Below are 13,747 nucleotides of genomic sequence, written 5' to 3' on the forward strand. Positions count from 1 at the left end.
TAGCAATGCATCTGAAAATATCACAAATAATTAATAAAAAAAGCATATATATTGACAAATATCACAAAATATGCTAATATGTAAAAGGTCGTTGAACAGTAAAATGACTAAAGGATTTGTTGACGTTGGGGAACGTAAGAGGGCAAAGACTGTTTTAGAATAGGACTTATTAAAACGTACGCTTGTGGCGGGTGTACCTTTTTAATAAGTCCTATTTCTTTTGTGCTATTAAAAACACAAGATAGTATCCGTTGAATTTAGATCTTATTGAAAAAATACATAGAAAACATCTTGTGGAATAATGAGTCTATATCGTTATTTTTATAATTTTACTTAAGTTTTTATCTACTATGGTCGAAATACATTATAGTGAAATTAGATTATATACATAAAGAGGTGAGTGAAATCAATGAACGTACAAAATGTTAATGCCCAGGTATCTGGTGCGGGGGCGGTATCTTCAAAGTCGGATAATGATACTCTCTTGTCATTAGGAAAAAAGGGAGATGAGATTGAAGGGGTAATAACAAGCGTTTCGGATCAGATTTCCATAAGCTTTAATGGGAAAGAAGTGAATGTTCCCAAATCGTCAGTGCAAGGTGCCACGGAAGGTGCAATTAAGAAGTTTAAGATAATGGATATATCCGCTACGAGTGTTGTTCTTAAAGAAGTGGGAATCAATAAAGAGGCTGCTAAGAATATACAAGTGTATTGTACTAAGGTAGAAGCAGATCAGACTGCTTTTAATAAAAGATTAGAAGAAGCAGCTGAGAATAAAGAGGAAGAGCCAGAAGAGGATTTGGAAGATACTGCAAATCGAATAACTGGTAATGATAGTGAAGACCTTGATACAGAAGGTTATGATTACAAACGATTTGAATTAGAGCGTTTAGAACGTGCGTTAAGTCGTATTAAAGAGCAGAGAACGGAAAAGGAACACAATGTTGAGAAACAGATAGAAAACAACAAAGAGTTTAAAGAAGATGTAGAGAAGATTGCAAAACATATATTGAAATCCACCCCTTATGCAGACCAAATTATTGAGAGACTTGAGAATAGTGATTTACCAATTACAGAAGCTAATATATCTAAGATATTAAGTGGTATGAATCTGGCTGAGACAATTCCAAATCTATCAGGTGAATCGTTTGAGTATATGATTGACAATGAATTAGATCTTACCATTGGTAATGTATATAAGGCAAGTTATAGTGCGTATCGGAAGAATAATGAGGAATTATCAGATCAAGATTTCGAAGCATTGAAAGGTCAGGTAGATGGGGTTATTGCAGATGCTGGCTATGAAGTTACAGACGAAACTAGAAATCAAGCAAAATGGATTCTTGATAATAAATTACCACTAACTAAAGAGACCCTTAATAAATTAAATGATCTTACGACATTAAAAGATACGTATAGTTCGTCTTTTGTTCTGGACCAGATAATTCATACGATGGAACAAGGTAATGCGATAGAAGATACAGTGCTTACGAAAGAAAGTACTGATGATATGAAGAAGTTAATAGAGGATATTAAGTCAATAACGGATCAGGCCATTGTTCAAACTACAAAGAAGTATGAGGGTAAAGAGATAACCGTAGAACTTCTTAAGATGGAGCAAGAACAGATTAACCAAGCTTTTGTTGCAACAGAGGCTAACAAGGATACAGATAAGAGTAGTAATCCTGTGATTATTGAAACTGGTGCAGCAGTGGTGGGTGAGATTGATATTAAGGCAGTTGAGGCAAAACGTCAATTGGAAGAGATTCGATTGAAGATGACAGTAGAATCTGGACAAAAGATGGCGGCCAAAGGAATTGATATTAATACAACGGAGCTTGAAAAAGTAGTCGAAGAGCTTCGTAACATAGAAGATGAGTATTATAAGAACTTATTAAGAGAAAGTGGAACACGGCAGACGTCTGAGAATATAGCCATTCTTCGTGATACAACACAAAAGGTAAATGAATTAAAGTGGATGCCAAGTAATCTACTAGCGGATACCTTTACCAGTAGAGCAAGTGCTACAATTGATTCTTTACATGAAGCAGGACTAAACTGCCAGACTAGACTTGCCACCGCGAATGAATCTTATGAGACGTTAATGACGGCACCTAGACAGGATATGGGTGATTCGATACAAAAAGCATTCAAGAATAGTATGACAGATATCTTAGATTCGTTAGCTATGGAAGATACAGTAGCTAATCAAAGAGCCATTAGAATGCTTGGTTACAGTGGTATGGAGATAACGAAAGAAAACATAACGACCATGAAGGAATATGATGAAAAAGTAAATTACTTACTTAAAAATCTTACCCCTTCTGTAACGATGGATTTCATTCGTGAGAATAAAAACCCAATTGATATACCACTGGATACTTTAAATGAAGAGATTAAACAGTTAAAGGCTGAGAACGGAATATCAGAGGAAGATGGATATGCTAGATATCTTCGGAAGTTAGAAAAGCAAGATGGAATTACAGGTAGCGAAAGAGATGCGTATATTGGTATCTATCGTTTGTTACATAATGTTGAGAAAACAGATGGTGCTGCGATAGGTTCTTTAGTAAGAAGTGGACGGGACATAACACTTGGGAATCTTCTTACAGAGGTTAGAACGAAGAAAACAGGCAATATGAATAAGCTAATAGACGACTCTTTTGGGATGTTATCTGACATAAACTATAAAACAGATTCTATTACAACACAGATTGACAAAGGATTTGGAACTGAGGAGTCCGAAGAAAGTAATAGCAAGGGGGCTGAAGCTACTACCAATTATAATCAGATGGTATTACAAGATATTCTTGCTAGTATTTCGCCGTCACAGGTTAAGAGTATAGTAGAGAATGAGGAGTGGTCTAACCTCTCATTAGAGAAACTGCGTGATAAGCTTAATGAGCAACCAGAAGATGAAAACATCAAACAGGAATATTACGAAGAGCAAGTACAAGAGATCCGCGATTTAGCGGAGAATAGTAATGAGGCAATTAAGTTTCTAACCGATCAGAATGTTCCGGTAAGTATTCAATCAATTAGGCAAGCACAAATTCTACTTAATCCTAGCGCTAGCTTGTATAAGCAAATCTTAAACAATGCGAAGGATTTGGATAAATCAACTATAGATACAGATGATTATACGAGTGAAGAACGAGTAGAAGAAGCATTTGCTGCTATTACAGATACCTTTGAAGATAGAGAAAGTTTACAAACTGGATTATCTGATTTTGCTAGGGTTGCGGATACCGTATTAAGTAGCCAAATAGGTCTTTCAGATGTTAATGCAAAACAAGTTGATTCACTTTTGTTATTACGTGGTGCAATTAAGTTATCTGCTACATTAAACCGCAATGAGTATTATGATATACCAATTAAAGTTGGTGATAGTATTACGAATATATCCTTAACGGTATTAAATAATACAGGAAAACAAGATAGTAAAGTAACGATGTCAGTACAATCAGATCGCTATGGAACAATAGAAGCAGAGTTTAAAGTACGTGATAGAGAAGCAAAAGGACTTATCTTGTGCGATAACCAGGAAGCAAATGAGATGGTTAAGAGTAATATCGGAATTATTGCAGACAGCTTGGAGAAACAAAACATAGCACTTAGCCAGATGGATCTTGGAGTTGAAAAACTGAATAGCCAGTCTTATAAATCAAAGGGACTTACGTTAAATCAAGATGCTAAGGCTGAGGCTGAAACAGAAAACGTTACAACAAAAGAACTATATCAGGTTGCAAAATCCTTTGTTATATTAGTAAAGAGAATGGAACAAGGATAAGAATGCGTTTTGTATGCATAGTTGTTTCTATGAAGAATTACGCACAATAATGATGTTACTAAGAATAAAGATAAATACCAAGCAAAAATAAATAATAAATAGGAAATAAATACGCAATGCAAAATAAATACGAAATAAGAGAGGACATGGTAGTAAAATGAGAATTAACCATAACATTTCAGCAATTAAGGCAAATATGCACCTTAATTCTACTAATTCTAAGATGGATAAAAGTTTAGAGAGGTTATCTTCTGGTTTTAAAATTAACCGTGCAGCAGACGATGCTGCTGGCATGGCGATTTCACAAAAGATGAGAACACAAATAGCAGGTCTTGAGAAAGCCTCTAATAATGCTTCCGATGGTATTTCTGTTATTCAAACTGCAGAAGGTGCATTATCTGAAGTTGGTGCTATGTTACAAAGAATGAGAGAACTAGCGGTACAAGCTTCCAATGGTACGAATACAGAATCAGATAGGAAAGCCGTTCAAAAGGAAATTGATCAGTTGAATGAAGAAATCCAAAGAATATCCGATACCACAGAATTTAATACGAAGAAGTTATTAAACGGTGATATCGATAGAAAATCATATAGTAGTGATTCAAAGGTAAATCTTGTGTCCTTATCGGATTCCGTAGGTGTAGGATCTTATGTAGTAAAGGTTGCACAATTACCAACGCAAACAACTACAACCGCGACAAATGCTTTAACAAATGGTGGAGCTGGAAGTCTCTGTCTGAATGGTGAGGAAATTGAGATTTTAGCTACAGATACATCAGATGGGATCTTTGAAAAGATACGTAATCTTGGTGATTCCATGAATATTGAAGTGACAAGAGATGCTGGCAATCTAAAATTTACTAGCAAAGAATTTGGCTCTGATCATAAGATTGAGATTCAATGTGGTAATAATGATTTAGCAACAAAACTTGGATTTAACACGACAGCAGTAAAGGCTACTAGAGGTGAAGATGCAAAGATATCTTATGGAGCGGGTACAACCTATACAGCCGATGTTAATGGTACGTATAAAGAAACTAGTGTAGGGATATATGCGAGTGTTAACAGTACAAAATACATGGATGATCCGACTAATCCTGGAACCTATATTGAAGCTCCAGTAGGTGCTACTGCTACTCATGTAAAAGCTTCTGATGGTAGTTATGTAACAATTGCAGATGCCACACTAGCACCAACGGATATTTCTTATGCAAAGGTAGAAAGTCAATTTAGTACAACTGCTACTATGTCATCATCAGGCAAAGATATAACAATTACAGACCAAAGTGGTTTTAGTATGAAGATTGAAGTAGATAAAGTAGCAACTATTGGAGCAGACATCAGAATCGATGTTTTATCATCTGGTCCTATGATGCTACAAATTGGTGCTAATGAAGGACAAACAATGGAAGTAAGAATACCACAAGTTACACCAAAAACATTAGGTATCGATAATGTAAATATGACTACACAAGAGGGTGCGGAGAAAGCAATTACACAACTAGATAGCGCTATTACAGAAGTATCTGCTATTCGTGCCAAATTAGGTGCTTACCAAAATCGTTTAGAGCATTCAATTGCAAACCTTGATACAACTGGTGAAAACATGACAGAAGCATTATCAAGAGTTGAAGATACAGATATGGCTGAAGAGATGGCTCAATATACACAGATGCAAGTGTTATCACAGGCGGGTACTTCTATGCTTGCACAAGCGAATCAACGTCCACAAACAATACTTTCATTACTTCAAGGTTAATAGTCTAGTCAATAGTAAAACACTTCTCCATGACGACAACATATCTGTGTTTTAAGGCTGCCTACTACAATTACCTTAAAATTGTGTTACTTACCCATACAAGAAAAACATTGTATGTGACGTAATCACAATTCAGGAAATTGTAACGACAGACATAAAACACACCGATATGCTTGTCGTCATTACAAAGAGTTTCACAATTGTCGCTAAGGTTAATAGTCATATGAAAGGAACGCGTGTATAATATGAATAATGAAGATTTAAAGGCATTTACAACAAGAATAACCCAGGCTAATGGGAGCGAACTTGTGGTAATTGTCTATGAGATTATATTGAAAGATATAGAGAATGCCAAAGAAGCGTTTGGCGCTCAGGATCATGCTACGTTTACACGCGATGTGAACCATGCAATAAAATTTGTGAATGAACTAATTAATACATTAGATTTTGGGTATTCAATTTCTTACGATTTAATGCAGTTATACCTATATTGTAACAAACAACTTATCCAAACAACCTTAAAGAATGAGTTGGAACCTCTTGAAAGTGCATCTAAAGTCCTTACAAGTTTACTTAAGGGATTTATTGACGTTGCAGGACAAGATGAGGGAGGACCCCTTATGAGCAATACGCAACAAGTGTATGCTGGATTAACTTATGGGAAGGGTTCCTTGAATGAGATGTATATAGATCCGAATCAAGCATCTCGAGGATTTCGCGCATAGTCGAATAGATAACATAGATAATTACAAAACTCATCTCCATGTCGTAACATATATATTTGCAGACATGGAGATGGGTTTCAAAAACACACCTATATATAGATACAAAAGAAAAGGAAGTTTGCTTTGGTAAACTTCCTTTTCTTTTTATGGTCTATACCTCATCAATTATAGTTTTTTCAGCAGTCTTTTTGGAGATTGCAGTACTTGAGCAGATAGCAGTTGAGCTTCTATTAATGAATTTGGCACGTAATAACATCTTACTAATAGTAACGTTATGTACCAAACCATCTAATAACAAGAAAGCACTCTTACCTAAATCAATTCGGTCCTGTCTTACTGTAGTAAGTGGTGGGTTAAGTTGAGAGGCAATAGGAAGATCATCAAAACCAATAACACTGATGTCTTCTGGGACACGAAGTCCCATCTTCGTTACTTCTGATATAACACCAGAAGCAATTAAATCACTTGCGCAGATAATTGCCGTAGCTCCGTTCTTTAGGAAAGTTGGAACGTGATATTTTGCACAATCGGGAACGTAATAACCATACTCAATTAGTTCTTCATGAGGGGTTAAACCACATGATTCCATGCTTTGTACAAATGCTTGATAACGTTGTTCGGATACCATTGAGTTTTTCGAACCATTTAAGAAAGCGATTTTCGTATGCCCAAGATCGTTTAGATGTGTAACTGCAGTATTAATACCTTCAAAACTGTCGGTTCCAACATACCCTACATGATTGTTGTTATCTATGTAGTTATCGAATAATACGGTTGGAACTGTTGTTTTATGGAGTTGTTTTACCCAGTCATCATGAAGAGCAAAACCAAGTAAAAATGCACCGCTATACCCATTCTTCAACATATAAGTATCAAACTTTTCTTGTGTCTGCATATTAAGATTGGTAGGAATAACACTTACATCCCAGTGCCGTCTGGCTGCAGAAAGTTTAAAACCAACAATAATCTCATAACCAAACTGATCGATATTCTCATAATCCATATTTTCAATCAAGATGCACACTTTGCGTTTTCCTTGGCTACGCATTTTCTTGGATGCATATCCCATCTCAACAGCAGTATCAAGTACTAACTGACGCATTTCGTCGCTGATATCACTAGCTCCATTAAGTCCTTTTGAAACGGTACTAACAGCTATGCCTAATTTATTGGCAATATCTTTAATAGTAGCCATTTTGTCCTCCTTTTGTATTATATGATGAATATATAATACATAATAGTGACTATTCAAACTACGTTCTGAACAGTCACAAATAATGCGCATAAATTACAAAACACGTAATTTGGCGCCTGTACAACTCGGAATTTTATGCAATAACGCATATGCCACCTCTAAAATAGTGGTTCGGATAGTTATACTTAATGTACAAAGTATACTACCTATAAAAGCTATTTTCAATAAGTTAAAATTAATTCGTGAATATGCTAAAAATTAATGAAAAAAATTGTTGATTAAGATAGTTTAAACAATGAAATTATTATGAGAGGGTTTCAATTAATACAATTGACAACCATACCAGTAAATGCTATAATTAGCGTAAGGGTTTCGAAAATTTCCGAAAATACTTTAGAAAGGAGAGTATTACATCTCTAAATATATTTTTTGATAATTCATAGTGTAAAAAATATAAATTATTATTTTTTATACAAATGTACTAGGTTTATAGTTGATTATGTATTTAATATAGAATTGGAAAGTAATTGTAAACAAACAAATACTATATTATGCAAAAAATAATATAAAAATTAACTATAAAACTTGAATGCTCTATTGACAAACTATAGTTAAAGTGTTATTCTAAATACAAGATTTCGAAACTTATCGAAAATATAAGAGAGTGTAGAACAGCATGACAAAGAAAAATACAGAATTAACAAGAGGTGCTGGGTTATTATTACCAGTTAGCAGTTTACCTTCACCATACGGTATAGGTGCATTTGGTAAAGCCGGTTTTGACTTTGTGGATTTATTAGTCAAAGCAAAACAAAAATACTGGCAGGTTCTTCCGTTAGGACCAACAAGTTATGGAGACAGTCCATATCAATCATTTTCCGCATTTGCAGGGAATCCTTATTTTATAGATATTGATACACTAATAAGCGAAGGTTTGTTAGAACAATCAGAAGTAGATGAACACTTCTGGGGAGATGAGGAAGACAAAGTTGATTACGAAGCAATATACAACAGCAGGTTCGTTATTTTAAAGAAAGCATTTGAACGAAGTAATCATCAAACGACAGAGGAGTACATACAGTTTTGTAAAGAGAATAGTTATTGGATTGATGATTATAGTCTCTATATGGCGATAAAAAATCATTTTGATAACAAGGAATGGCTTCTTTGGGATGAGGATATTCGATTTAGAGAACCTAATACGGTTAAGAAGTACGAAAAAGAATTAAGTGAAGACGTGAACTTTTGGAAGTTCTGTCAATTTAAATTCTATCAACAATGGTTTAAGTTAAAAGCTTATGCAAACGAAAAAGGAATTCAAATCATTGGAGATATTCCTTTATACGTTGCAATGGATAGTTCTGATGTGTGGGTATACGGAGATTTATTCGAGTTAGATGAAAGAAAGAAACCAATTAATATTGCAGGTGTACCACCGGATTGTTTCTCGGCAACAGGACAAAGATGGGGAAATCCATTATACGACTGGGATAAGATGGAACAAGATGATTTTGACTGGTGGAGAAAGAGAATGCAGGCGTCGGCAAAACTTTATGATGTTGTCCGTATTGATCATTTCATCGGTATAGTTAGATATTTCAGAATTCCTGCTGAGTGTGAAACAGCGGAGTATGGTAAATATAAAAATGGTCCAGGTAGTAAACTAACAAAAGTAATTGTGGAATCCATTGGAGATGCAAAAATTATTGCAGAAGACCTTGGAGTAATTATTCCATCTGTTAGAAAACTTATGGATAGTACTGGATTCCCAGGGATGAAGATTCTACAATTCGCTTTTAATAGCGGTTCTGATAATGAATACTTGCCTCATAATTATAGTTCTAGTAACACAGTTGTATATGGAGGCACACATGACAACCAAACTATGGTGGGTTATCTTAAAACGATAGGTAAAGGTGAAGAAGAGTATGCGCTAGAGTATCTTGGTGTTAAAAGAAAGAAAGATATTCCGGATGCTGTTATAAAAGTCGCTTATGCAAGTAATGCAGCGGTAGCAGTTTTCCAGGTACAAGATATTCTTAAACTAGATGATAGTGCAAGAATGAATCTTCCATCTTCCTTAGGTGGAAACTGGCAATGGAGAATGACAGAAGGCCAGCTAACTGAGGAATGTATTAAGTGGCTGAACAAATTAGCAGGTACTTACGGAAGATAATCATTATGGATAGTAACAGTGATAATAAATATCACGAAACCACACTAATAAAGCGAACGTTAAGGAGGAATAACTCGTGAGTAATTTTAAAACAAACGTGAAAACAATACTTGAACTTGATTATTCAACTACAATCAAAGAAGCAACTACAATTCAATTATATAATGCGGTATCAAAAGCGGCTATGCAGACAGTTAATCCAGAAGAAGGAATTCAGGCTAAAGGTAAAAAAGTATGCTATTTATCAGCTGAATTCTTAATCGGAAGATTAGTATATAACAACTTATTAAATCTTGGATTGTTGAATCAATTCTCAGAGTTAATGAGTGAAAACAATATCGATATTCGTATATTTGAAGATATCGAGGATGCAGCACTTGGTAATGGTGGTCTTGGACGTCTTGCAGCATGTTTCCTTGATTCAGGCGCTACAATCAATGTAAGACTTAATGGTTATGGATTACGTTACAAATACGGTTTATTCAAACAATATTTTGAAGATGGTTTCCAAATGGAAACAGCCGATGATTGGTTAAAATGCGGAGATCCATGGTCGGTAAGAAGAGAAGAAGAAAAAATTCTTATCGAATTCAAAAATCAATCCGTATACGCAGTACCATATGATACACCTGTAATTGGTTACGGGGCAAAGACAGTAAATACGCTTCGTCTATGGCAAGCGGAACCATTAGAAAACTTTGACTTCGAAGCATTCAATGATTCGAAGTATGAAAAATCAGTTAAAGAAAGAATTGATGCAGAAGCAATTACAAGCGTATTATATCCAAACGATAATACAGATGCTGGTAAGAAATTAAGATTAAAACAACAATATTTCTTCTCAAGTGCTTCGTTACAAGACATCATTAAGAATTATAAGGTGGTTTTCGGTAACGATTTCAGTCAATTCTCAAGTGAATATGCAATCCAATTAAATGATACTCACCCAGTAGTAGCAATTCCTGAATTAATTCGTTTATTCATGGAACAAGAAGGTATGACATTTGCAAAAGCATTTAAGATTGCAAAAGAAACTTTTGCTTATACAAACCATACAGTTATGGCTGAAGCACTTGAAAAATGGTGGGTTAAATTATTCAAAACAGTTATTCCTAACGTATACAAATACGTTGTTATGATTCATAAAGCTTTATTAAAGGAATTAAAATCACTTGGTATCTCAGAAGAAGATCAAAAGAAATATTATATTATTGATGAAAATGATTTGATTCATATGGCTCGTTTAGCAATCTATGCTAGTCATTCTACAAACGGTGTTGCTTGGATCCATACAGAGATTCTTAAGAATGATGCATTGCATGAATGGTACGAAATCTACCCAGAACGTTTCAATAACAAAACAAATGGTATTACGCAACGTCGTTGGTTAGCACTTGCGAATATGGAATTATCAGGATTCATAAGTGATAAGATCGGCAATTCATGGATTACTGATCTTGATAAATTAAAAGACTTAGAGAAATTCAAAGATGATAAAGCAGTAATCAAACAATTTGGAGATATCAAGAATATCAAAAAACGTCAACTTGCTGATTACATCAAGAAGCAAGAAGGAATTGAAATCAATCCAGAGTTCATCTTTGATATCCAAGTTAAGAGATTACATGAGTATAAGAGACAGTTACTTAATGCATTCTCTATCCTAGATATCTACTACGGATTAAAAGAAGGAAGAATTAAAGACTTTAATCCAACAGCATTTATCTTTGGTGCAAAGGCAGCACCTGGATACTTCAGAGCAAAGGGTATTATCAAATTTATCAACGAAATTGGTAAGATGATTTCAGAAGATAAAGATGTTAACGATAAACTTCAAGTAGTATTTGTTCATAACTACAATGTATCTTATGCGGAGAAGATTACTCCAGCAGCAGATGTATCAGAACAAATCTCAACTGCAGGTACAGAAGCATCTGGTACTGGTAATATGAAATTCATGTTAAACGGTGCAGTTACACTTGGAACTTATGATGGTGCTAACGTTGAAATTGTACAACAAGCTGGAGAAGAGAATAACTACATCTTTGGTGCAAGAGTTGAAGACATAGAAAAGATTAAAGATAGCTATGATCCAAATGTAATCTACAACTCAAATCCAAGAATTAAGAGAGTTGTTGACACATTAATCGATGGAACCTTTGATGATAACGGTACTGGAATGTTCAAAGAATTATATGATTCTTTATTAAAGGGTGCAAGCTGGCACAAACCAGACAACTATTATTTATTAGAAGATTTACTATCATATGTTGATGCTAAATTACAAGCAAACAAAGATTTCTCTGATACGTATGCATTTAGAAGAAAATGTTTCATCAACACTGCTAATGCAGGTAAATTCTCTAGTGATAGAACAATCCATGATTATGCGGTTGATATCTGGAAGGTAAAATAAGAAGTATCAAGTGTTACATTACTATCGGAATGAATATGCAAAGCATATTTTATTCATGACAACAGGGAGAACAGGATTTGTTTTTCCTGGGGTCATGTGATAGAGGGGAGTTAGGCTTTTCTATCACATATAAATTACGTTGGCGCAATAATACGCTGCGAATCATTAACCAGTAGGTTAAAAAAAGGAGAAAGAGGTAGAAATTATGAGAAAAGGGAAAAAAATTATCGCTTTAGCATTAGTTACTGTATTAGCATTATCAAGTTTGACTGCTTGCGGCAAAAAAAACAAAGATAATAACAAAGAAGTAACTACTGATGACACAGCAACACCAGATGATACAACTGCAACAGATGACGCGGCTGCAACAGATGATACAGCAGCGGAAGAAACAGTTTCACTTGGTGATGCTACATTAAAAGTATGGGGACCACAAGAACAACAAGACTCAATTCAGGCAATGTGTGAAGAGTTTAAAGCACTTTATCCTAATGACAATATCACAATTGAATTTGGTGTAGTTTCTGAAGCAGATGCTAAGAATGAAGTTTTAAAAGACCCTTCAGTAGCAGCAGATGTATTTACATTCGCATCTGACCAAATTGCTGAATTAGTTCAAGCTGGTACTTTGTTCCCAATTAAAATGAACACGGATCAAATTATAGCTAACAATACAGAAAACTCAATTGCTGCTAGTACAGTAGGTGGAGAATTATACGCTTATCCATCATCTTCAGATACATATTTCATGTACTATGATAAGAGCAAATACACAGAAGACGAAATTAAATCTCTTGACACTATGATGGCAAAAGATTTAGGAAGTGGTGTAACAAACTTCTCTTATGATATCGACAATGGTTGGTACTTATCAGCATTCTTCTTTGGTGCTGGCTGTACATTATTCGGACCAGATGGAACAGATGCTACACAATGTGATTTCAACAACGATAGAGGTTTATTAGTTGGTGAATACTTAATGAATCTTGCTAAAAACCCTAAATTCGCTAACCATGATGATGGATTGTTATTAGCAGCTTTTGAAGCAGGTACTCTTGGTGCCAATGTTACTGGTACTTGGAATGCAGCAGCTATTAAAGAATCATTAGGTGATAACTTCGGAACAGCTCCACTTCCAACAGTAACATTATCAAACGGTGAAACAATTCAATTAGGTGGTATGGCTAACTTCAAATTATATGGTGTTAACTCACAAACTAAAAATCCACAAGCAGCTATGGCATTAGCAGAATACTTAACAAACGAAGCTAGCCAAAAGACTCGTTTTGAACAATTTAGTTATGGTCCAACTAACTTAAACTTAGCAAATGATACAGCAGCAATGTCTTCTAACCAAGCACTTGCAGCAATGACACAACAAATTGAATTTGCTACACTTCAAACTTCAATTCCTCAATCAGGAAACTACTGGTCACCAGCAGAAGCATTTGGTACTGGTTTAATGGATGGTTCTATTACAGCAGATAACTTACAAACTAAGTTAAATGATTTCGTTAACAATGTACTTGCTACATTAAACTAATTTTAATTGTAACGAAGAATATTCCCAGATTAGACGGGGGATTCAAGCAGTTAAGTTTAATAAGTATTCTATTTCAAGTACCCGTTAATCTTTAGCGGGTACTTGATTAGAATTGAAGAGTCTATTTAGCATAGCATATTTAT

General features: G+C 34.8%; 7 protein-coding genes. 6 read left to right on the forward strand and 1 reads right to left on the reverse strand.

Annotated elements, in window-relative coordinates; all coding sequences use genetic code 11:
- The first annotated feature begins 409 nt into the window (after nucleotides 1–409).
- From BUB90_RS18520 to BUB90_RS18530, 3 genes are all read left to right on the forward strand, one after another.
- A complete protein-coding gene (locus BUB90_RS18520) occupies nucleotides 410–3,790 on the forward strand; it encodes a DUF6240 domain-containing protein (RefSeq protein WP_073290150.1) in 3,381 nt (1,126 codons plus the stop codon).
- 157 nt (nucleotides 3,791–3,947) lie between these two features.
- Nucleotides 3,948–5,549, forward strand: coding sequence for a flagellin N-terminal helical domain-containing protein (locus BUB90_RS24150; RefSeq protein WP_073290153.1), 1,602 nt, complete (start codon nucleotides 3,948–3,950; stop codon nucleotides 5,547–5,549).
- A 245-nt stretch (nucleotides 5,550–5,794) separates the two neighbouring features.
- Entirely contained in the window at nucleotides 5,795–6,274 is a 480-nt protein-coding gene (locus BUB90_RS18530; protein ID WP_073290155.1) for a flagellar export chaperone FliS, read from the forward strand.
- Nucleotides 6,275–6,425: 151 nt separating this feature from the next.
- Here the strand turns inward: BUB90_RS18530 and BUB90_RS18535 are convergent, their stop codons facing one another.
- Nucleotides 6,426–7,469 carry a LacI family DNA-binding transcriptional regulator gene (locus BUB90_RS18535; RefSeq protein WP_073290157.1) on the reverse strand — a complete coding sequence of 348 codons (1,044 nt, stop codon included), beginning with the start codon at nucleotides 7,467–7,469 and terminating at the stop codon, nucleotides 6,426–6,428.
- A 676-nt stretch (nucleotides 7,470–8,145) separates the two neighbouring features.
- On the opposite strand from BUB90_RS18535, the gene malQ reads away from it, so the two are divergent.
- The 3 genes from malQ to BUB90_RS18550 all read left to right on the forward strand — a co-directional run bounded on the left by malQ (nucleotide 8,146) and on the right by BUB90_RS18550 (nucleotide 13,604).
- The gene (malQ, locus tag BUB90_RS18540; protein ID WP_073290159.1) at nucleotides 8,146–9,645 is read left to right on the forward strand and encodes a 4-alpha-glucanotransferase; all 1,500 of its coding nucleotides are present in this window, start codon (nucleotides 8,146–8,148) and stop codon (nucleotides 9,643–9,645) included.
- A 76-nt stretch (nucleotides 9,646–9,721) separates the two neighbouring features.
- Complete coding sequence (locus tag BUB90_RS18545) at nucleotides 9,722–12,061, forward strand: glycogen/starch/alpha-glucan phosphorylase (RefSeq protein WP_073290166.1); 2,340 nt, start codon at nucleotides 9,722–9,724, stop codon at nucleotides 12,059–12,061.
- Between the two features lie 205 nt (nucleotides 12,062–12,266).
- Complete coding sequence (locus BUB90_RS18550) at nucleotides 12,267–13,604, forward strand: extracellular solute-binding protein (RefSeq protein ID WP_073290169.1); 1,338 nt, start codon at nucleotides 12,267–12,269, stop codon at nucleotides 13,602–13,604.
- The last annotated feature ends 143 nt before the right edge of the window (nucleotides 13,605–13,747 follow it).

The sequence above is a fragment of the Anaerosporobacter mobilis DSM 15930 genome, assembly GCF_900142955.1.
GTDB classification, from domain to species: domain Bacteria; phylum Bacillota; class Clostridia; order Lachnospirales; family Lachnospiraceae; genus Anaerosporobacter; species Anaerosporobacter mobilis.

Bases quoted from the DNA above. Each gene is read 5' to 3' on its own strand.
- BUB90_RS18520 (WP_073290150.1), top strand. From the start codon at position 410: ATGAACGTACAAAATGTTAATGCCCAGGTATCTGGTGCGGGGGCGGTA.
- BUB90_RS24150 (WP_073290153.1), top strand. From the start codon at position 3,948: ATGAGAATTAACCATAACATTTCAGCAATTAAGGCAAATATGCACCTT.
- BUB90_RS18530 (WP_073290155.1), top strand. From the start codon at position 5,795: ATGAATAATGAAGATTTAAAGGCATTTACAACAAGAATAACCCAGGCT.
- BUB90_RS18535 (WP_073290157.1), bottom strand. From the start codon at position 7,469: ATGGCTACTATTAAAGATATTGCCAATAAATTAGGCATAGCTGTTAGT.
- malQ (WP_073290159.1), top strand. From the start codon at position 8,146: ATGACAAAGAAAAATACAGAATTAACAAGAGGTGCTGGGTTATTATTA.
- BUB90_RS18550 (WP_073290169.1), top strand. From the start codon at position 12,267: ATGAGAAAAGGGAAAAAAATTATCGCTTTAGCATTAGTTACTGTATTA.